Consider the following 20280-nt stretch of genomic DNA (forward strand, 5'->3'; position numbering starts at 1 on the left):
CCTTTTATTTGTTTCTCATTTTAGCGTGAGATGCAACGAACATTGCATCACCGAAGCTAAAGAAACGATATTTTTCTTTTACTGCTTCATTATAAGCATGAAGTACATTATCTCTATTTGCAAATGCACTTACAAGCATAATTAATGTTGATTTCGGTAAATGGAAGTTTGTAATTAAACCATCAATTGCTTTAAATTCATATCCCGGATACATGAAAATATCTGTCCATCCAGAAGCGGCGCAGAGCTTACCGTCATGATCTGTTGCAATTGTTTCTAACGTACGAGTTGATGTCGTACCTACAGTAATAATACGTCCACCATTCTCTTTCACACGATTTAATAATGCCGCTGTCTCTTCAGACATATGATAATATTCTGCGTGCATATGGTGTTCTTCAATCGTGTCTGCAGAAACTGGTCTAAATGTTCCAAGTCCTACGTGAAGTGTAATGAATGCTAACTGAACGCCTTTTTGCTTTAACTTCTCAAGTAACTCTTCTGTAAAGTGAAGTCCCGCAGTCGGCGCTGCTGCTGAACCGATTTCTTTCGCATATACTGTTTGATAGCGATCGCGATCTTCCAGCGTCTCTTTAATATATGGAGGAAGCGGCATTTCCCCAAGTTCATCTAAAATTTCATAGAAGATGCCATCATATGAAAATTCAAGCTGGCGTCCACCTTGATCTGCAGTTCCTGTGCAAGTTGCTTTTAATTTCCCTTCGCCAAAAGAGATAACAGTTCCTTCTTTTACACGTTTCGCTGGCTTTACAAGCGTTTCCCAATTATCACCTTCTTCTTGTTTTAAAAGAAGTACTTCAATGTGCGCGCCTGTATCTTCTTTCACACCGTGCAAACGAGCAGGCATAACTTTCGTTTCATTTAAAACTAAGCAATCCCCCTCATGTAAGTAAGAAAGAATATCCGTAAAATGTTTATGCTCAATATCACCTGTTTCACGGTCTAACACCATTAATCTTGATGTTTCACGATCTTCTAACGGGACTTGTGCAATAAGTTCTTCTGGTAAATGAAAATCAAACAGATTTATATCCATAGCTATATCCACCTATTTCTTATTTAAATCGATTTATTATATACATAATAAAAGATAATACAATACTTAACACAATACATGTAATGATAGGAAAATAAAAGGTAACGTTTCCTTTTTTCACAAAAATATCGCCTGGAAGCCTTCCAATGAACTTCCAAGCTAATCCAACAACGATGAGTAAGATCCCGGCTGTAATAAGCAGCTTTGGCATCTCCGTCATACTTTTGGTATCTCCATTCCGAAATGTTCATACGCAAGCGGCGTTACAATTCGGCCCCTTGGCGTTCGTTGTAAAAAGCCAATTTGTAATAAATACGGCTCATACACATCTTCAATCGTATGAGATTCTTCTCCAATTGTTGCTGAAACCGTTTCTAATCCAACTGGACCGCCACGGAATTTCTCAATAATACCAAGCAGTAATTTATGATCAATATGATCTAGACCTAATTTATCTACTTGCAGTAGCTCTAATGCCATTTGTGTAATTTCCATCGTAACCGTTCCGTTACCGCGAACTTGCGCGAAATCACGTACACGTCTTAAAAGACGATTCGCAATACGAGGTGTACCACGAGCACGTCTTGCAATTTCTAATGCAGCTAACGAATCGATTTCAACTTCAAATACTTCTGCTGTACGTTCAACAATCGCAGAAAGCTGATCTACTGTGTAGTACTCTAACCTTGAAAGTACACCGAAGCGGTCACGAAGCGGTGCCGATAATGCTCCAGCACGTGTTGTTGCTCCAACTAATGTAAATGGCGGTAAATCTAGGCGTACAGAACGTGCTGAAGGCCCTTTTCCAATTACAATATCAAGGCAAAAGTCTTCCATCGCAGGATACAATACTTCTTCAATTGATCTATGCAAACGATGAATTTCATCAATAAATAATACATCCCCTGGCTGAAGCGCTGTTAATACAGCAGCTAAATCTCCTGGTCTTTCAATTGCGGGACCTGAAGTTGTTCTAACATTAACGCCCATCTCATTGGCAATAATATTCGCAAGCGTCGTTTTACCAAGACCTGGTGGTCCATATAAAAGCACGTGATCTAACGTTTCTTCACGCATTTTCGCCGCTTCAATAAATACTTCTAAATTATGTTTTGCTTTATCTTGGCCAATATACTGACGGAGCGTCTGTGGCCGTAATGAATATTCTAAATCCGCATCTTCATATGCAGATTCCCCTGAAAGGAGACGTTCGTCCATTATACTCACCTCTTACCATTTAGTAAAAGACTAAGTGCCTTTTTAATATACTGATCCGTCGTTAATGATTCTTTTAATAACTCTGGTACAACACGAGAAACTTCGCGTTCTGCGTATCCAAGTGCGCGGAGAGCTTCCAGTGCCTCATCAAGCTCAGCTGATGAACCTTTCTTCTCATCAAAACGTTCTGTGTCTGAGAATAAATCAACAAATGCATCTGGTACGACATCTGCTAGTTTTCCTTTTAAATCTAAAATCATTTGGCGTGCTGTTTTCTTTCCGACGCCTGGGAATTTCACTAAAAACTTCTCATCTTCATGCTCAATCGCTTGAACGACCTGTCCTGTTTGACCAGAAGCTAAAATTGCAAGAGCTCCTTTTGGCCCAATGCCAGACACGCCTAACAACTTTGTAAATAATAAACGCTCTTCACGTGTTTTAAACCCGTAAAGTGCCATAATATCTTCTCTCACATAATGATATGTATAGACACGGATTTCTTGCTTACTTCTTTGAAATACATACGGATTTGGTGTGAAAATTTGATAACCAATTCCATTATGATCAATTACGACATATTCCGGCCCTACATACTCCACGTAACCTGTAACATATTCAAACAAAATACGATCTCTCCCTCTTAAATCATGTATTCCATTTTAACATATTTAATGATAGAAAAGCGAGACTGCCCCAACAAATGTTCTCCACTTGAAACTTCTGTTATTTTCCATTGACAGAAAGGTTAAAGCACCTTAATATACAGGAGTCGATAATGATTATCAATACTAATTAAAGGGGTTACATCAGGATGAAACGTAAGCTATTTATTTTATTTACTATTATGCTCGTTGTTCTTTCTATCGTTGGCTGTTCTTCTCAAAAAGAAGAATCGAAGGCAAAAGAACAACCGAAAACAAAAGTTGTAAAACATGCTAAAGGTGAAGCTACAATTCCAGTAAATCCAAAGAGAATTGTTGACTTATCTGGATCAACAGAAGAACTATTACTTCTTGGACACAAACCTGTTGGTACAGCAAATACATATAAAGATAAAATCCAAAATCACTTAACAGACAAGTTAGATGGAGTAAAAGCAGTAGGTTGGTACTGGGCACCTAAAGTTGATTTAGAAGCTGTTACTGCTTTAAAACCAGACTTAATTATTTTAAACAACCGTCAATTAAAAATTTATGATCAACTAGAAAAGGTTGCACCTACAGTTGTTCTAGAAACAAACTTAGAAGACTGGCGTGGTAAGTTTAAAGAAGTAGGTAAGCTATTTGACGAAGAGAAGAAAGCAGACAAATGGATTGCAGACTACGATAAGAAAGCAGACTCTTTATCTAAAAAAATTAAAGAGAAAACAAAAGATGAGAACTTTATGTTCGTTGCAGTTACACCACAAAACTTCCGTGTATACGGTAGCTTCGGATACGGTGACATCATCTTTAATGACTTAAAACTTCCAGCAACAAAAGGTACGGATTTAAAACAAACGATGGCGCAAGTATCACTAGAAGGTCTAGTTGCATTCCAGCCTGACCAAATGTTTATTGTAAACTTCGGCGGCGAAGCTGATAAAGTTTACGAAGACTACAAAAACAGTGCCGTTTGGAAAGACAATAAAGCAGTTAAAAATAATCACGTATATGAAGTATCAAATGAAGTCTTCAATACGAAAGCATTCAATCCAATCGGAAAAGATATGCTAATTGATGAAATCGCAAAAGAAATTTTAGCTAAAAACAAATAAGAAAAAAAAGCAGCTCACCATGAGCTGCTTTTTTTCTTACTTTGAACTGCGTATTGCTTCATTTTTTCAATCGTCTTCACAAAACCTTCTTTTGATTTAATACGAATGCCACGTTTCAATTTCGCACGTTCATAGCTCTCAAGCTTTTTCATATCAATTTGAAAGAAAGAATGGATCGCATTATCACTTTTCGGTACACCTTTGAAAATTTGTAATATCCCTTCCTCTGAAACACCAAAATACCCGCTCGTTTTCAATAACGGAGAAATATCATCAACTTTCTTTTGCAATACAATTTGTACATCATCACGATCAACGAGCTGCCATTCTTTATACTGCTGTAAAAACTTTTCTAAATCCGTCACTTTTTCTGTAAGTATTTCTTCGCTTACTTCGCCATCAACATACATACGCTCTAATAAAATTGTAACCTCAGGTTCTTTTTTCGTTACTTCTGGTACTGGCCCTTCCGCCTTCACATTCGTTCCATAAACGAAACAAAACATCATAACGAAAGCTTGCATCGCAATCAGTATCCATTTCATTTCCGTTCACCTCTTTTAGGCAAGATCATACTTTCATTAGTAGTTTTTCCGGAAATGGGGGTTTTATCCATATTACATTTCTTTCGAAAAATAAAAAATGCAGATAAGGGTTTACCTCATCTGCATGTATCATTTACTTTTATATAAAATGAAAGACGCCTGCAAAGCAGGCGTCTTGATGCGTTTACGGCGAGAGACCAGGCGACCACATTCGCGTGTTTAGCACTTAAGCATATCTCTCGTCTTACGTAAATTAGCTCATCGCTTTGCTAATATAACATTAATAAAGTATAAGTGCAACATGTTTATAAAAATATTTTATTTCCTCTTTCATCCAAATTATTTTATGTAAATTATAAATTGATAATTGCAATATATATGTTACAATTAATGTGACAGCGAAATCATAATAAGCAGGGGATGAATATTATGAAAAAAATAAAGGATGAACGCCTCATTCTTCAAATGTTAAAAAACATACGTATTGTCTTTCTTTTTCAATACATTGGCGTAGTTGGAATTTTAGGCTATATCGGATTCATTGAAGGCATTGATCAAATTACGAAATCTCCATTGTGGCTATTATTTATGTTTACAAGTATTTTACTTGCTTATTTACAGTTAAGTGTTTCAATCGATGTAGAAGAAGGCGAAAAGGAAATACAGTTAACTCCTTATTACAAACTTGTCTTCCACTCCCTTATTGTAGGAATCGTTACGGCTATTATTTATATTATTTTCATTCCAGAAAGACCTCTATTTGAAGCTATTTCAACAGGTAGTATTCTTTTCATATGCTTTTTAGTTTCTTATTCCGTTAGTTATTTTATTAAAAAACGTCGCTTACAAGACAACGATGAATAAAGAGGAAGGGCTATCCCTTCCTCTTTTGTTTTGTTATCGCACTGTACCAGTTAAACCGTAACGAATGTCTCGGAACATATTCACTATGTCACGATTAAAATCGTTTGTAACTGTACCGTTACGTAGACGCGTACTCATTGCATCGACACGAGTAAACATATCATTTCTTACAGAAACATATACGTTTCTGTTTCCAACTTCATTTGCAACAGCTTGACGAATTTCGTTAGCCATCGCCGTTTCATTTGTCACTGTGTTACGTGGTTTTACCGCAATCGCTACATCGTTTCCATATACAACTGTAGACACACGGTCTACGTTATTCATACGTTTCACACGATTTGTTATTCTTTCAGCTGTTTTACCATCATTGTTAATGTATGAATTGTTCATTGTAATATTACGAGTTGGATGCGGATTAGCAATTTGTCCATTGTAATTTACATCTCGATAATAATTGTATCCTGTATCGTTACGACCATTTCTATATGTTACATAATCTGTATAACGATCATTACGTGTCACATTATCACGATACTGGTGTGTATCATTATAAGATGTACGCTCGTAATTGTAGTTACGTCCATCCATTGCATTGTTATCTTTCGGTGTACCACATGCAGCTAATGCACTGGTAACTAACAAAGAAGCAGCAATCACTTTTACTTTCGTATTCAATACAAAAACCCCCTCTGTTAGAATGAGCTTCTCTACTGAAAAGCTCCCTCTTATGATGAGTAACCGAGAAGGTTTTTACACTGTTAATATTTCACTGGGAATTTTCTAGCACTTCATAAAAAAACTTCATTTTCTTAATTAACAGGAATGTAAAAAAGGCGGGAATACTCCCGCCTTTTTAAACTTCTTCTTCGTCCTCTTCTTCTGAAACGGGCTCTCCAAATACATTCGGTGGATCTGGTTGATAATACATCGTTCCTGGCTGTGGTGCATATGCAGACTGAGTTGGTTGGTAATATAAAGGATTCGCATATTGCGGACCGCCTGGTTGTGGACTATATAGTCTACTTTCTCCTCCGCATCCACAATCTTCCTCACCCTGCACAAGCGGCGGCATATTATTATCCATTGGCATCATATTCTGGTTTGGCATAGACGTATATTGCGGTCCGAACGGCGCTCCTTGCTGATATGGCATTTGATATGGATTTGGTTGTTGATAATACGGATTCGGCGGCATCATGGGCTGTTGATACGGCATTTGATAGGGCATCATATTGGGTGGTTGATTGTTATCCATAATCGGCATCATATTCGGCATTTGATTGTTATCCATAATCGGCATTATATTCGGCATTTGATTGTTATCCATAATCGGCATCATATTCGGCATTTGATTGTTATCCATAATCGGCATCATATTCGGCATTTGATTGTTATCCATAATCGGCATCATATTCGGCATTTGATTGTTATCCATGATCGGCATCATATTCGGCATTTGATTGTTATCCATAATCGGCATTATATTCGGCGGCTGGTTGTTATCCATAATTGGCATTATATTCGGTGGCTGGTTGTTATCCATAATTGGCATTATATTCGGTGGCTGGCTGTTATCCATGATTGGCATTATATTCGGTGGCTGGTTGTTATCTATGATTGGCATTATATTCGGTGGTTGGTTGTTATCCATGATTGGTATTTGAATATTTGGCATTTGAATATTTGGCGGTATGACTTGTGGAATAACTACATTTTCTTTCGATACATTTGGCGATACTATATTCCCTACGTTTTCTTTTTTCACTTGCGGTGACACTATATTCCCTACATTTTCTTTTTTCACTTGCGGTGACACTATATTCCCTACATTTTCTTTTTTCACTTGCGGCGATACTATATTTCCTACATTTTCTTTCTTCACTTGTGGCGATACTATATTTCCTACATTTTCTTTCTTCACTTGCGGCGATACTATATTTCCTACATTTTCTTTCTTCACTTGTGGCGATACTATATTTCCTACATTTTCTTTCTTCACTTGCGGCGATACTATATTTCCTACATTTTCTTTCTTCACTTGCGGCGATACTATATTGTTTTTTTTCGTTTGCGGAGAAATGATATTGTTAGGTTTCATTTTACTAATTTGAGGAGCAATTAACTCGCTTCCTTTTTTTATTACATCTGAAATTTTATATTCTTTTTTCGGTTTTATTGGTGGTTGTGGCGGCTGCGGTAATACATTTACCGAAAACTTCGTGTTTTCTTTTTCCGCCGGTTTTTGTTTTTCTATCACAGGTGGTTTTTGAATAACAGACGGTTTTTCAACTGGTTTTTCTTTTTGAATTGGCTGTTCTTTTTGCACCTCTTTTTGCGGTTTCACCTGTACTTCTTTTTGTGGCTTTACCTGCATCTCCTTCTGTGGTTTCACCTGTACTTCTTTTTGCGGCTTTACCTGCATCTCCTTTTGCGGTTTTACTTGCACTTCTTTTTGTGTTTGTTGCATAGCTGGCTGCTGTGTAATTGGTGCTGATTGATACGTAACTTCTTCTTCATCTTCTATTCCAAGCGGAGTTGGTGTTGCTGCAAATTCTTTTTGCTGCACTTCTTTTACGTATTGCTTTGGAGGCGCTGAACCTGCTCCAGCCTGTTGTTTCATGTGAACACTCTTGGATGGCACTTTAATTTTCATACCTGGCATAATTAAATCTGGATTACTAAGTTGTGTATTTGTTTTTTTCAACGTGTCAAAATCCACTCCGTACTTTTTCGCAATTTTCCAAAGGGTATCCCCTTTTTGCACGATATGAATTTTCAAATTTTCCCCCTCCTGTATAACTTATCTATAAGTAACAAATCTCATGAAGTAACTCTTTCTAAATAACATTAACTTCTTTTCACTTTTATCACTTCTTCGATTTTCAATATCATTCGAAGCGGAATAAGCATAAAGAACCACAATGATTTCTTCAAAACAATGTATGCCCATTTCGTTCTCGTTATGATTATATGTATGAAAAAAAGCAACAGGAATACCGTTGCTTTACACACGCTCTAACATACGATTTAATGCAAGAACCGCTTCTGCCGTTACTTGTTTGTCTACGCTAATAACGTTAATTTCTTCTCCTCTTTCTATCGTTTCAAGTGTCCATAATAAGTGAGGCAGATCAATTCGGTTCATCGTTAAGCACGGACACATAAATGGATTAAGTGAAACAATTTCTTTATCTGGATGTTGCTGAATAATTCGGTTCACTAAATTCATTTCTGTACCAATCGCCCATTTGCTACCAGATGGCGCTGATTCAATCATATCAATAATATATTTCGTTGAGCCTGCATAATCTGAAGCAGCTACAACTTCATAGCAACATTCTGGATGTACAATAATATTCATATCAGAATGATTTTTTCGTACGCTCTCAATGTTCTTCACTGTAAAATTTTGATGAACAGAACAATGCCCTTTCCATAAAATTACTTGAATTTCTTCTATATCCCCATCGTACTCTAATGAATCTGTGTGTGGGTCCCATACTGCCATTTTATCTAACGGGATACCTAAATCGTACGCTGTATTTCTCCCTAAATGTTGGTCTGGTAAAAAGACGAGACGTTCTTTTTGAGTAAACGCCCAAGATACCATTTGCTTTGCATTAGAAGATGTTACTGTTGCTCCTCCGTTACGACCACAAAACGCTTTAATTGCAGCTGTAGAGTTCACATATGTTAACGGAATCATCGTATCTCCAAATAATTTCGTGAGCTCTTTCCATGCTCTTTCTGTTTGTTCAATATCTGCCATATCCGCCATCGAACAACCTGCACGCATATCTGGTAAGATGACAACTTGATCATCTGTCGTTAACATATCTGCTGTTTCCGCCATAAAGTGCACCCCGCAAAACACAATATATTTTGCGTCTTTATTGCTCGCTGCAACTTGTGCAAGCTGAAGTGAATCCCCTGCTGCATCTGAAAATTGTACCACTTCATCTTTTTGATAATGATGCCCTGGAATGAATAACATTTTCCCCATTTTCTCTTTAATTTCACGAACACGCTTTTCCATATCTTCCGTTGACATCGTGTAATAACGCTCTGGTAACATCGTTTCAATTGGCTGTACTTGTTCTAAAATACTCATATACGTTTCTCCCCTCTAAGCCACTTTCCTTATCCTTCAATATTGAAACTAATATCAAGTGCTTTCACTGAATGTGTTAACGCTCCAAGTGAAATATAATCTACCCCTGTTTTTCCGTATTTCGGTAAATCTTCAATTGTGATGCCCCCTGAAGCTTCTGTAACGATAGCACTTGGTACAATTTTTGAAAACTCCCGGATTTCATCTGGCGTACGATTATCGAACATAATAATATCAGCACCAGCAGCAACAGCCTCTCTCACCTGTTCCTCAGTTTCTGTTTCTACTTCTACTTTCACCATATGTCCTAACTTCTCTTTCACTGATGTAACAGCTTTTGTAATAGAACCAGCAAACGCAATATGATTGTCTTTAATCATGACACCATCATATAAACCGAAGCGATGATTAAATCCACCGCCGCACACGACTGCATGCTTATCAAACATACGTAGTCCTGGCATCGTTTTTCGCGTATCACAAATGCGAGTATGACTGCTATCTAAAGCAAGAACCGCTTTACGCGTCATCGTCGCTATTCCGCTCATACGCTGAATAACATTTAATATAACGCGCTCTGCTGTTAATAACGATGCAATTGGACCTTGCACAGTTGCAATGATTTCGCCTTTTTCTACAAGGTCCCCATCTTTTTTATGAAGCTCTACTTCAATTCTCTCATCAATTAATTTAAATCCTGATTCAATTACTAAACGTCCTGCAAAGACCCCTGTATCCTTCGCAAGAAACGTTCCTTTCGAAAGCAAGTTATCTGGAAAAATAAGCTGAGATGTTACATCTCTTTCCCCTATATCTTCTAAAAAAAATCGATTTAATGCTTCTTTAACTTTTATCGTGTTCATAAAGCCCCTCTTCCCCTCATTACACAAGTTGTCGTTTTCTCTTTACTCGAACAATCTCTTTCTTTCCTATATTTCTATCTGGATAATCACTCCGGTAATGCCCGCCAATACTTTCTTCTCTTTGCAAGGCTGACACAACTATAAGCTCACAAACCGTTAACATATTAATAAGCGTTATCTCTTCATTCGTAAGAACATCATGTTGTAATATCATATTTCGAACACCATACTTACTAAGCCATCTCTTCGCATAAGATAAACTTTGCTCTGTTCGCACAATCCCAACATATTTCATCATGCATTTTTGTATTTCTTCTTTCGTCGGTAAATGATTCAGAACGATAAACTTTGCTTCCTTTTCGGCTAGCATGTTCACCTTTTCTTTTGTCTCTCTAGATAAAATGTGTCGTCCGATTCTTTTTCCAAACACAAGACCTTCTAATAATGAATTACTCGCTAATCTATTTGCACCATGAACCCCGTTACAAGCTACTTCACCGACTGCGTATAAGTTCGGAATAGACGTCTCTCCATCACAGTTCGTTTTCACGCCGCCCATGTGAAAATGAGTACCAGGCACGACTGGAATAAGTTTTTTATTTATATCGACTCCATTTGTTTTACATATCGATGACACGGTCGGAAAGCGTTGTTCAAAGTTTTGAATCATTTCGATGTTTAAGTACACTTTTTCACCCGCAAGTAGCTGTTCATGAATAGCCCTTGCGACTACATCACGAGGCGCTAAATCCTGTTCGGAATGTATATCCATCATAAAGCGCTGCCCTTTTCCATTTACAAGGACAGCTCCTTCTCCGCGAACAGCTTCGGACACAAGACCAGAACAACGCCCACCCGCGTATAACATCGTCGGATGAAATTGTATAAACTCTAAATCTACAAGCTCTCCGCCTGCACGGTACACCATTGCAAGTCCATCGCCTGTAATCGTCTCATCATTAGAAGTAAAGGCGTATAAACCGCCAATACCGCCTGAAGCTAACACCGTATAATCTGCATTGTAACGTTTCAATTCTCCTTTATTGTTGCGAGTTAAAGCCCCAACACATTTATCTTTTTCTATAATAAAATCGAGCACCATTTCCTGTTCCACTACCGTAACGTATGGAGCTACTTCTTGAATAAGATGCTCTAATAAATTCTTTCCTGTTGCATCGCCACCTGCATGTAAAATACGACGTTTTCGATGCGCTCCTTCTTTTCCAAGATGAGGACCTGTTTCATCTCCATCAAATTTCATTCCATTTTCAATAAGGTTATTAATTTCTTTCGGTCCTTCCTCGACTAAATAACGGACCACTTCTTCATTGTTATAATGACACCCTGCTACTAGCGTATCTTCAAAATGATCATTAGGATTGTCGTATGTAGCTACCGCTGCGGCAATTCCACCTTGAGCTAAATGTGTATTATTATTACGTTTCGTCTCCTTTGTGATAATAATCACATTCTTTTCGTGACAAATCTCTTTTGCAACACGAAGTGCCGCAACGCCACTTCCAATAATTAAGACATCTGCGCTTGGCATAATTGTTGCCTCCTACTTTACACTTTTCAACTGTCTTGACACCTATATTTACATAGTTTTAAAATAATGACAAGAGTTTTTTTATAATTCTTATTTTCACTACCATTTAAAAAGTAAAAGAAATGTAACTCTTACTAGAGAGAGGAACTTACATGATGATATATCTTGACTATGCAGCTACTACACCTATGAGCGAGGAAGCGTTACAAACATATATGAAAGCAGCTTCACAATACTTCGGAAATGAACAAAGTTTACATGATATTGGAGGAACGGCTTCTTCTTTATTACAAGTTTGCCGAAAAACATTTGCGGAAATGATTGGAGGCAAAGAACAAGGAGTATTTTTCACAAGCGGTGGATCGGAATCGAACTATCTTGCGATTCAATCACTTCTAAATGCCCGAAATAAGAAGCATATTATTACGACACCTATGGAACATGCATCCATTCGAAGTTATTTTCAATCTCTAAAATCAAAAGGCTATACGATCACTGAAATTCCTATTGATAAAAATGGACTCATTTGTTTAGTAGATTTAGAGGCAGCTATTACGGAAGATACTGTGCTAGCAAGTATACAGCATGGAAACTCTGAAATCGGAACCGTTCAAAACATTACAGAAATCGGGGCACTTTTAAAAAAATATAATGTTTTATTTCATACGGATTGTGTGCAAACGTTTGGTAAACTGCCTATCCATGTTTTTGAGATGGGGATTGATAGTCTTTCTGTTTCAGCACATAAAATATACGGACCAAAAGGTGTCGGCGCTTGCTACATAAATCCGCAAACTCGCTGGGAACAAGTATTTCCAGGAACTTCTCACGAAAAAGGATTTCGCCCAGGTACAGTGAACGTTCCCGGCATCGCATCTTTTTTAACAGCTGCTGAAAATATATTAAAAACTCAATGGGAAGAAAGTTTACGTTTTAAAGAGTTACGATCCTACTTTTTAGAGCAAATACAAACACTTCCGCTAGAAATTGAAGTAGAAGGTCATTCTACTTCTTGTTTACCACATATTGTTGGGGTTACAATAAAAGGAATAGAAGGTCAATATACTATGCTAGAATGTAATCGCCATGGTATCGCCATTTCCACCGGAAGTGCTTGCCAAGTCGGTAAACAAGAACCTTCGAAAACTATGCTTGCAATTGGAAAAACGTATGAAGAGGCAAAACAATATGTCCGCTTCTCTTTCGGACAACAAACAACGAAAGATCAAATTGATACTACTATTCATGCACTACACACAATTGGAAATCAATTTTATAGAGGTGTTAAATCATAATGAAACAAAATGAACAAAAAAAGATTTTAGGTGAAGAAAGACGACAACTTATCCTCCAGTGGCTTCTTGCTGCAAATGAACCGTTATCGGGGAATGAACTATCGAAAAAGACGAACGTAAGTAGACAAGTTATCGTGCAAGATATTTCCTTGCTTAAAGCACGAAACGAACCAATTATTGCGACCGCTCAAGGTTATTTATATTTAAAGCCACAAGAGAAGCAACAAACTTTTGAACGCGTAATCGTATGCCAACATAAACCAGCAGAAGTACGTCAGGAACTTACAATGCTTGTCGACCATGGCGTTACGATTAAAGACGTAAAAGTTGAGCATCCTGTATACGGTGACTTAACAGCCTCCATTATGGTAAGCAATCGCTTTGATGTAGAGCAATATTTACAAAAAATCGAAAACACAAATGCTTCCTATCTTTCACAACTAACAGATGGTATTCACTTACATACAATCGAGGCAGATTCTAAAGAAAAATTAGATGCTGCTTGTGAGGCGTTAGATAAAGCAGGATTTCTCGTTTATTAATGTAAAGCACAGAGTTTTTATCATTCTCTGTGCTTTTTTAATGCTATAATATTGTAATCAATCGTAAAGGAGATCAAATATGGGAATTGAACTCGTTCACTTTAGCATTGGCAAACCGAAACAAATGAAATATGGCGAAGATAAAGAAATGATAACAGGTATATGTAAAGATCCTACAGAAGAGGCCTTTCTCTCAAAAGACGGATTTCGTGGTGATGACGTAGCGGATTTAAAACATCACGGCGGACCTGATCGCGCTGTTTGTGTGTACCCACACGAGCATTACGCACTATGGGAAGAGGAATTTCAAACTACGCTTCCCGCTTCCACATTTGGTGAAAACATTACCGTAACAAATATGTTAGAGCATGACGTATGCATCGGAGATACATATCAACTAGGCGAAGCAATCATTCAAGTAACGCAAGCTCGCGTACCTTGTAGCACAATTTCAAAACGTCTTGGCATCCCTGGCATACTGCCGCGTATTGTAGCAACTGGATTTACTGGCTACCTATGCCGCGTTCTTCAAGAAGGTACTGTACGTAAAGATTCAAAAATTACATTACTAGAACGTCCATCAAGCAATGTTTCTGTTTTATTCTCTAACGAAATTTATTTTCATAATAGAAAAGATAAAGATGGCATCGAGAAGATTCTTGCTGTTCCAGAACTAGCTGATATTTGGCGTGGTCAATTAGAAGATCGTCTTGCGAAGTTAAAATAAAGTGAAACTTTAATCAGCCCTCACCAATCGGGCTGCCCGGCAAATAGCGGGATAAAGAATCCCACCTTTTGCAGGTGGGATTTTATTAATCTATCAAAAAATATACTAGGCAATGAAATGATATGGACGATTAGGCAAATACAAATATTCCATCTACATCTTACAACCAATAAGAAGAATAACTCCCCAGTACAGTAACAGAAAAACCGAGTGCTTCAAGTTCCATCGTTACGCCTGGCAATAATACGTCATCGTATGCTTTATCGACATCGATTAAGAAAAAGTAATTTCCAAGACCTGTTTTCATCGGACGCGATTCGATTTTTGATAAGTTTAATTTTCTCCATGCGAAAGCTGATAACACTTGATATAGGGCACCTGCATAATCTGCAGGTAACGTTATCATAAGCGTCGTTTTCTCTCCGCAGTTCTCTCCGTTATTCGGGAGTACTGCTTTCTTTTTCTTATGGAGTACTAAGAAACGTGTGTGATTATTTTTATGCGTATGAATACTACGTCTCACAATTGTTAATCCGTATTTTTCTGCAGCCGCTTCATTTGCAATAGCGGCAATTTTCTCTTCAGGATGTTCTTTCACATATTGTGCAGCAGCACTTGTAGATGTCATATCTCGAACAGTTACTCCTTTTAATTCTTCATTTAAAAATTTATGGCACTGTGCAATGGCATGCGGATGAGAATGCACTGCATATACTTCTTCCCACACTTCTGCATACTGCGGATGTACAAGTAAATGCTGCTGAATTGGTACTGTAATTTCTCCTACAATGGAAAGCGGCTGCTCATGTACAAGGTAATCAACCGTTATATTCACTGAACCTTCTATTGCATTTTCTAACGGTACAACTGCGAAGTCTACATTTTCATTTGCAGCTGCATCTATACAATCTGGAATCGTTCGATACGGTACATGCTCTGCTTCCGGAAAAAAACGACTCACCGCCATATTTGTAAATGTTGCTTCTGGTCCTAAATATCCTACTCGAATCATCGTCTTTTCCCCTCTTTTTCGTTTTCTTACTGTTATACCATACTTTTTTATATTCTTCTATGTAAATTTCGAATATTTAAAAAAGACTAGCATTCGCTAGTCTAAATGTTTCTTATACTCTCTTTGAGCGAAGAAGAAATAAATGATACATGCTGCGATATAAAACAGAATGAACAAACCTACTTTTCTGAATGATCCATCCATAAAAAGCGTATTATGAAACGTATATAATGCAACTGCACTATGCATACTCCCTACTATAATTGGCGCAAAAAATAGCATACATAATTGCCAACGAGAAATTTTCCATACTTCTTCCTTCGTCATTCCAAGTTTAGAGAGTGCACCATACTGCTTTCGGTCCGATGCAATATTATGGAACCATTTAAAATACACGATACTACATGAAGTGAGAAAGAATAATATACTAATAAATGAGCCTACAAATAGAGTAATATCGCCGCCTTCTTTCATATTTACATACAACTCCATATTGCTTCGAAATGCATTATTATTATCTTGTTTTATATGTCTCCGTAAATCTTCATTTAATTTCTTCGTCTTTTCGATATTTGATAATGTGTAGCCTCTATATATCATTTTTTCAGAATCAGGAACCTGATTTGCTATACTGTCAAAATCTTCATCATTCATAACGAAGAACAGACCATTAATGTACGAAGGGTGATGGTTAAATTGAACCCCTTCTTTCTGACCGTTAAATACGAATTGATATGGTTGATTCATTACTTGCAATTGAATCTCTTTTTGATTATATACATTCGAATTATTGTATTTATTATAATAAACGAGTGTCACTGTACCTTTTTTAGGACGATACGTTTTCTGTCTTTGTTTCCTTGCTTCTTGGTTATATTCACTTTCTTTTATAAGCGGTACTATTGTTGTTTCTCCCTTATTAGACTGAAAGGATGCATAAACTCCAACAAAACTCATATATTGAAAATCATCATACTCATATTGATGCAGTAATTTTTCAACCGCACCTTCCTCAAAGACTTCATGAGTAGAAATACCTTTTTCTATGTACGAAAACGAGTGTACCCCTCCAGTTCGCCACATATCTTGCATGCTAGAAAAATATAAGAACACCGTACCTGTTGCTGTAACTACAAACGTCGTTGCCATAGACATCAGAAAGAAAAAGCGACCATTTTCCTTCATTCGATGTGACAATTGATTCACTATAAATAAATACGGATATGTATACATAATCTTTTTATTTCGCTTTATCATTTCTAACACTTGGGTAGCTCCATGTTTAAAAGAAAAGTACGTTCCAAAAAAGACAAGTATAGACACAGGGAAAAAGTATATTGCTATCGTAGTCATCGTCACTTGTAGCGCCAACGCATACCCGCCCACTAAACAAGCAAAACCGAATAAACAAAGCCACTTTGATGTTTTCTTCTCTTTTTTATCTGTTCGAAATTCTTTCAATAACCGAATGATTTTTATATTCCATATACGTAAAGCACTTATAAAAGATAACAAAATAAAAACGACCATATATGTAATAAATGTTACACCAATCGCCCTTACGTCAAATATCACAGGGAGTTCTTTCGGAAGCCCCAGTAACATACTAAATACCATGAAGAAGAGCTTTAAAAAGATCAAGCCCAGCCCTATACCGAAAATATTAGCAAAAATTCCAATTAATATTTGCTCGGTCATAATTACTCCTATTACGTTAGACTTCGTTGCTCCCATTAACATATATAACCCTAATTCTTTCTTACGTGCTTCTATGAAAATAGAAGTAGAGTACAAAATAAATATGACGAAAAAAGAAATGATTATAACATTACATATGATAAGTCCCCAACGTACGTTTTGATACCACATCGTCTCTTGCATATACGGATGCACAATGACAGACATATATGCGTAAGAAGCAAATATTGCAAAACAACTACTTAAGAAAAACACTTTATAATTACGCCAATTTCCTTTTATATTTTGCAGCGCTAGTTGCCAAATGTTCATCTATCGTCCTCCTGTAACTTACTACATAGGCAAAAAGCTAGAGGTTCCCCTAGCTTTTTACGTGTTTTAAATATCCTCTTTGCGCGATCATAAAGTAAATGGCAGAAGCTAAAATGTATGCTCCAATGACAAGCGCACCTGATTTCCATAAATCAATATAAAGCATTTTCCCTAACGTATGAAGAGCAACTCCACTATGAATGGAACCGATTAAAATTGGGATAAAGAAGATAACTCCCATTTGTCGAATCGCAATTTTGCGAATTTCTTTATCTGTCATACCGATTCTCTTTAACGATTTAAATTGAATACGATCTTGTTCTTTATCGTTAAACCATTTAAAGTATGTCATACTACAAGCGAAGAAGAAGAACAGTACCGCTACGAAGAAACCGATGAACATTGTAATTGCTCCACCTTCTCTTATATCCTTATACGCAAACACTGAATTTCTCAATTCTCCTTGCTTTTCTGGTGCAATTTCATTTTTCAAATCTAATACAAGATTTTCTGTATTTTTCCAATCCTCGATATAATAACCGTAATATTTCGTCTTTTCTTCATCTGGTACGAGTTTTGCATATTTCTCAAAATCTTGATCATTTACAATAAGATATTCACTATCATTAAAAACAGAATACTGCGTTGGATTATTTAATTGAACAGACTGCTTTTGCCCGTTAATTGTAAATTCATACGGTTTCGTACGATCTATCTTCATCAGTTCATTTGACATATCAACCATAACCATCGTTGCACTACCTGGTGCATTATGAACTTCTGTAGGTTGCTCTCTCTTTTGTTTGCGCACTTCTGCATTATATTCTTTTTCTGAAATAATCGTCATCGGTACTTCATGTTCACTATTAAACAACGTTATTTTCTGTGTTGCCGGTAGTTTAACGTAGGTTACTTTTCGCGCATCTTCAAACCCGTGTCTCTTCACAAGCTCCTGTACCTTTTCTTCATTAATAAGATTATGCGTATTTAACCCCTTTTCCTCATATGAAATAGCATGTGGTGTAAGTTCTACCGTTTTCGCACTCATATTTTCAAAATATACGTACAGTGTACCTACTGCTGAAGATACTACCGCCGTAATAATAGAAATTACAAATAGAAAACGAGCATTATCTTTCATTTTATAAATAAGATTGCTAAGAACAAACATATTTGGATACGTATAGAAAGATTGCTTTCTTTTTTGTAATGCTTTTAATACAACTGTACTACCTTGTGTAAATAATAAATACGTTCCGCCAATTGTCAGTCCTACCACCGGTAAAAAGAGGATGAGGAAATTCAGAAACGTTACTTGGAAGCTAAGTACATATGCAGCAATAATACATCCTATACCAACTACACATAACCATGTAAATGCAAACGGCTCTACTTTTTGCTTTCTAGCTTCTCTTAATAAATCAATAATTTGCAAGCGTCCTACCGTCCAAACGCTAAACAATGATAGGATTAAAAATAGGATAAAGTATACGCCAGCTGTAATAAGAACTGCTTTACTATTCCAAACAAGTGGAAGTGTCTTATCTATTTTCAATAATACGCTTAACGCTTGGAAAAATAATTTTGAACAAAGCATTCCAACCCCAATACCAATTACAATTGCAATACTACCTAACATCAGTTGCTCTAATATAATCATTCGGCCGAGCTGCGATTTCGTTCCGCCTATTAATGTTAGTAGACCAAACTCTTTTTTTCTTGCTCGTAAAAACGTTGAATTTGCATATAAAATAAAGAGTGCCGAGAAGATGACCACAATATAATTCATCGATTCTAATCCTTTTGTGATCATCTTTCTCATACTAATATTACCGCTTACGACATCTGGATGATAAATAAAAGAAGCATACATGAAAAATACGACAATCGATAAACAACTACTTATAAGAAACGCTTTATAGTTACGCCAATTTCCTTTTACGTTATTAAGCGCGAGCTGGCGAAAGTTCATGATATTCTCCTCCTAGCATCGCAAGTACGTCCAGAATTTCTTGGAAAAAGGCTTGTTTCGTTCTTCCTTTATGTATTTCCGAGAAAATTTCCCCATCGCGTATGAAAAGGATACGTTCACAATAACTAGCCGCTACTGGATCGTGCGTAACCATTGCAATCGTTACTTTCTTTTGCTCATGTAAATCTTGCAGAGCGCCCATTAGCGATTTCGCTGACTTCGAATCTAAGTTTCCAGTTGGCTCATCTGCTAAAATTAACGTCGGTTCATGAATGATTGCTCTCGCTGCTGCTGCACGTTGTTGTTGTCCCCCAGATACTTCGTATACTTTTTTATTTAAAATTTCTTCGATGTTTAAAAACTTCGCAATTTCCAGTACTTTCGCATCGATTTCATTTACAGATTTCTTCGCCATTACAAGTGGTAAAATAATATTTTCTTTAATCGATAGCGTATCAAGTAAATTAAAATCTTGAAAGATGAACCCTAAATGTGTACGGCGAAACTCCGCTAATTTTGCAGCACGCATTTGATTAATTTCTTCACCATTTACAAGCACATGACCTGAAGTTTGCTTATCAATTGTTGCTAATAAATTTAAAAGCGTCGTTTTCCCGCTTCCTGAAGGACCCATAATCCCTACAAATTCGCCTTCTTCTATTTTAAAATTTATATCGTTTAAAGCAGTCGTCGCTACTGAACCTTTTGATTGGTACACCTTCGTTAATCCTTTTACTTCAAGAACACTCATTTCTA

18 protein-coding genes and 1 pseudogene are annotated in these 20280 nt (G+C 36.9%); 5 read left to right on the forward strand and 14 right to left on the reverse strand.

Annotation, left to right across the window (positions count from 1 at the left end):
* Positions 1 to 4: 4 nt before the first annotated feature.
* Genes queA through ruvA form a run of 4 tightly spaced genes read right to left on the reverse strand, consistent with a single transcriptional unit; the run spans position 5 to position 2898 of the window.
* On the reverse strand, positions 5 to 1057 hold the full coding sequence (gene queA / locus GD442_RS21665) for a tRNA preQ1(34) S-adenosylmethionine ribosyltransferase-isomerase QueA (protein WP_086401439.1): 1053 nt from the start codon (positions 1055 to 1057) through the stop codon (positions 5 to 7).
* 19 nt (positions 1058 to 1076) lie between these two features.
* Complete coding sequence (locus tag GD442_RS21670) at positions 1077 to 1277, reverse strand: DUF2905 domain-containing protein (RefSeq protein WP_000138162.1); 201 nt, start codon at positions 1275 to 1277, stop codon at positions 1077 to 1079.
* Positions 1274 to 2275 (reverse strand): Holliday junction branch migration DNA helicase RuvB, encoded by a 1002-nt coding sequence (gene ruvB, locus GD442_RS21675; protein WP_000344449.1) that lies wholly within the window; start codon positions 2273 to 2275, stop codon positions 1274 to 1276. The genes GD442_RS21670 and ruvB overlap by 4 nt, the downstream gene beginning before the upstream one ends.
* Before the next feature lie 5 nt (positions 2276 to 2280).
* Complete coding sequence (gene ruvA / locus GD442_RS21680) at positions 2281 to 2898, reverse strand: Holliday junction DNA helicase RuvA (RefSeq protein ID WP_000464511.1); 618 nt, start codon at positions 2896 to 2898, stop codon at positions 2281 to 2283.
* Positions 2899 to 3086: 188 nt separating this feature from the next.
* Between ruvA and GD442_RS21685 the strand changes: the two genes are divergently transcribed.
* Positions 3087 to 4031, forward strand: coding sequence for an iron-hydroxamate ABC transporter substrate-binding protein (locus GD442_RS21685; protein ID WP_000823606.1), 945 nt, complete (start codon positions 3087 to 3089; stop codon positions 4029 to 4031).
* A 14-nt stretch (positions 4032 to 4045) separates the two neighbouring features.
* On the opposite strand, the gene GD442_RS21690 is transcribed toward GD442_RS21685, so the two are convergent.
* Complete coding sequence (locus GD442_RS21690) at positions 4046 to 4576, reverse strand: BofC C-terminal domain-containing protein (RefSeq protein WP_000871192.1); 531 nt, start codon at positions 4574 to 4576, stop codon at positions 4046 to 4048.
* A 429-nt stretch (positions 4577 to 5005) separates the two neighbouring features.
* On the opposite strand from GD442_RS21690, the gene GD442_RS21695 reads away from it, so the two are divergent.
* Complete coding sequence (locus tag GD442_RS21695) at positions 5006 to 5440, forward strand: hypothetical protein (RefSeq protein WP_000721221.1); 435 nt, start codon at positions 5006 to 5008, stop codon at positions 5438 to 5440.
* A 33-nt stretch (positions 5441 to 5473) separates the two neighbouring features.
* Here the strand turns inward: GD442_RS21695 and GD442_RS21700 are convergent, their stop codons facing one another.
* From GD442_RS21700 to nadB, 5 genes and pseudogenes are all read right to left on the reverse strand, one after another.
* Positions 5474 to 6118 carry a YhcN/YlaJ family sporulation lipoprotein gene (locus GD442_RS21700; protein WP_001093536.1) on the reverse strand — a complete coding sequence of 215 codons (645 nt, stop codon included), beginning with the start codon at positions 6116 to 6118 and terminating at the stop codon, positions 5474 to 5476.
* A gap of 1947 nt (positions 6119 to 8065) precedes the next feature.
* Positions 8066 to 8222 (reverse strand): annotated as a pseudogene (gene safA / locus GD442_RS28530) (SafA/ExsA family spore coat assembly protein); the annotation flags it as partial.
* A 225-nt stretch (positions 8223 to 8447) separates the two neighbouring features.
* Positions 8448 to 9554, reverse strand: a complete 1107-nt coding sequence (gene nadA, locus GD442_RS21710; protein WP_000025339.1) for a quinolinate synthase NadA — start codon at positions 9552 to 9554, stop codon at positions 8448 to 8450.
* Between the two features lie 29 nt (positions 9555 to 9583).
* A complete protein-coding gene (gene nadC, locus GD442_RS21715; RefSeq protein ID WP_001092227.1) occupies positions 9584 to 10417 on the reverse strand; it encodes a carboxylating nicotinate-nucleotide diphosphorylase in 834 nt (277 codons plus the stop codon).
* Positions 10418 to 10436: 19 nt separating this feature from the next.
* Entirely contained in the window at positions 10437 to 11966 is a 1530-nt protein-coding gene (nadB, locus tag GD442_RS21720) for an L-aspartate oxidase (RefSeq protein ID WP_001138533.1), read from the reverse strand.
* 152 nt (positions 11967 to 12118) lie between these two features.
* Between nadB and GD442_RS21725 the strand changes: the two genes are divergently transcribed.
* The 3 genes from GD442_RS21725 (at position 12119) to GD442_RS21735 (ending at position 14530) form a co-directional block, all read left to right on the forward strand.
* Positions 12119 to 13261, forward strand: a complete 1143-nt coding sequence (locus GD442_RS21725; RefSeq protein WP_000973775.1) for an IscS subfamily cysteine desulfurase — start codon at positions 12119 to 12121, stop codon at positions 13259 to 13261.
* A complete protein-coding gene (locus GD442_RS21730; RefSeq protein WP_000812275.1) occupies positions 13261 to 13803 on the forward strand; it encodes a transcription repressor NadR in 543 nt (180 codons plus the stop codon). The genes GD442_RS21725 and GD442_RS21730 overlap by 1 nt, the downstream gene beginning before the upstream one ends.
* Before the next feature lie 79 nt (positions 13804 to 13882).
* Positions 13883 to 14530, forward strand: coding sequence for an MOSC domain-containing protein (locus GD442_RS21735; RefSeq protein WP_000510666.1), 648 nt, complete (start codon positions 13883 to 13885; stop codon positions 14528 to 14530).
* A 160-nt stretch (positions 14531 to 14690) separates the two neighbouring features.
* Here GD442_RS21735 and pheA read toward each other — a convergent pair whose 3' ends face one another.
* The 4 genes from pheA to GD442_RS21755 all read right to left on the reverse strand — a co-directional run bounded on the left by pheA (position 14691) and on the right by GD442_RS21755 (position 20275).
* Positions 14691 to 15542, reverse strand: coding sequence for a prephenate dehydratase (gene pheA, locus GD442_RS21740; protein ID WP_000621704.1), 852 nt, complete (start codon positions 15540 to 15542; stop codon positions 14691 to 14693).
* Between the two features lie 96 nt (positions 15543 to 15638).
* On the reverse strand, positions 15639 to 17552 hold the full coding sequence (locus GD442_RS21745) for an ABC transporter permease (RefSeq protein WP_071740491.1): 1914 nt from the start codon (positions 17550 to 17552) through the stop codon (positions 15639 to 15641).
* 49 nt (positions 17553 to 17601) lie between these two features.
* A complete protein-coding gene (locus GD442_RS21750; protein ID WP_001011410.1) occupies positions 17602 to 19524 on the reverse strand; it encodes an ABC transporter permease in 1923 nt (640 codons plus the stop codon).
* Positions 19499 to 20275 (reverse strand): ABC transporter ATP-binding protein, encoded by a 777-nt coding sequence (locus GD442_RS21755; protein ID WP_000114529.1) that lies wholly within the window; start codon positions 20273 to 20275, stop codon positions 19499 to 19501. The genes GD442_RS21750 and GD442_RS21755 overlap by 26 nt, the downstream gene beginning before the upstream one ends.
* Between the last annotated feature and the right edge of the window lie 5 nt (positions 20276 to 20280).

This window comes from Bacillus sp. A260 (genome assembly GCF_009861435.1).
GTDB classification, from domain to species: domain Bacteria; phylum Bacillota; class Bacilli; order Bacillales; family Bacillaceae_G; genus Bacillus_A; species Bacillus_A cereus.

Excerpts from the sequence above, each read along its gene's own strand:
- pheA (WP_000621704.1), bottom strand. The coding sequence starts at position 15,542 with ATGATTCGAGTAGGATATTTAGGACCAGAAGCAACATTTACAAATATG.
- GD442_RS21690 (WP_000871192.1), bottom strand. The coding sequence starts at position 4,576 with ATGAAATGGATACTGATTGCGATGCAAGCTTTCGTTATGATGTTTTGT.
- nadC (WP_001092227.1), bottom strand. The coding sequence starts at position 10,417 with ATGAACACGATAAAAGTTAAAGAAGCATTAAATCGATTTTTTTTAGAA.
- GD442_RS21685 (WP_000823606.1), top strand. The coding sequence starts at position 3,087 with ATGAAACGTAAGCTATTTATTTTATTTACTATTATGCTCGTTGTTCTT.
- ruvB (WP_000344449.1), bottom strand. The coding sequence starts at position 2,275 with ATGGACGAACGTCTCCTTTCAGGGGAATCTGCATATGAAGATGCGGAT.
- GD442_RS21730 (WP_000812275.1), top strand. The coding sequence starts at position 13,261 with ATGAAACAAAATGAACAAAAAAAGATTTTAGGTGAAGAAAGACGACAA.
- nadA (WP_000025339.1), bottom strand. The coding sequence starts at position 9,554 with ATGAGTATTTTAGAACAAGTACAGCCAATTGAAACGATGTTACCAGAG.
- GD442_RS21750 (WP_001011410.1), bottom strand. The coding sequence starts at position 19,524 with ATGAACTTTCGCCAGCTCGCGCTTAATAACGTAAAAGGAAATTGGCGT.
- queA (WP_086401439.1), bottom strand. The coding sequence starts at position 1,057 with ATGGATATAAATCTGTTTGATTTTCATTTACCAGAAGAACTTATTGCA.
- nadB (WP_001138533.1), bottom strand. The coding sequence starts at position 11,966 with ATGCCAAGCGCAGATGTCTTAATTATTGGAAGTGGCGTTGCGGCACTT.
- GD442_RS21695 (WP_000721221.1), top strand. The coding sequence starts at position 5,006 with ATGAAAAAAATAAAGGATGAACGCCTCATTCTTCAAATGTTAAAAAAC.
- GD442_RS21670 (WP_000138162.1), bottom strand. The coding sequence starts at position 1,277 with ATGACGGAGATGCCAAAGCTGCTTATTACAGCCGGGATCTTACTCATC.
- GD442_RS21755 (WP_000114529.1), bottom strand. The coding sequence starts at position 20,275 with ATGAGTGTTCTTGAAGTAAAAGGATTAACGAAGGTGTACCAATCAAAA.
- GD442_RS21725 (WP_000973775.1), top strand. The coding sequence starts at position 12,119 with ATGATGATATATCTTGACTATGCAGCTACTACACCTATGAGCGAGGAA.
- GD442_RS21745 (WP_071740491.1), bottom strand. The coding sequence starts at position 17,552 with ATGAACATTTGGCAACTAGCGCTGCAAAATATAAAAGGAAATTGGCGT.
- GD442_RS21735 (WP_000510666.1), top strand. The coding sequence starts at position 13,883 with ATGGGAATTGAACTCGTTCACTTTAGCATTGGCAAACCGAAACAAATG.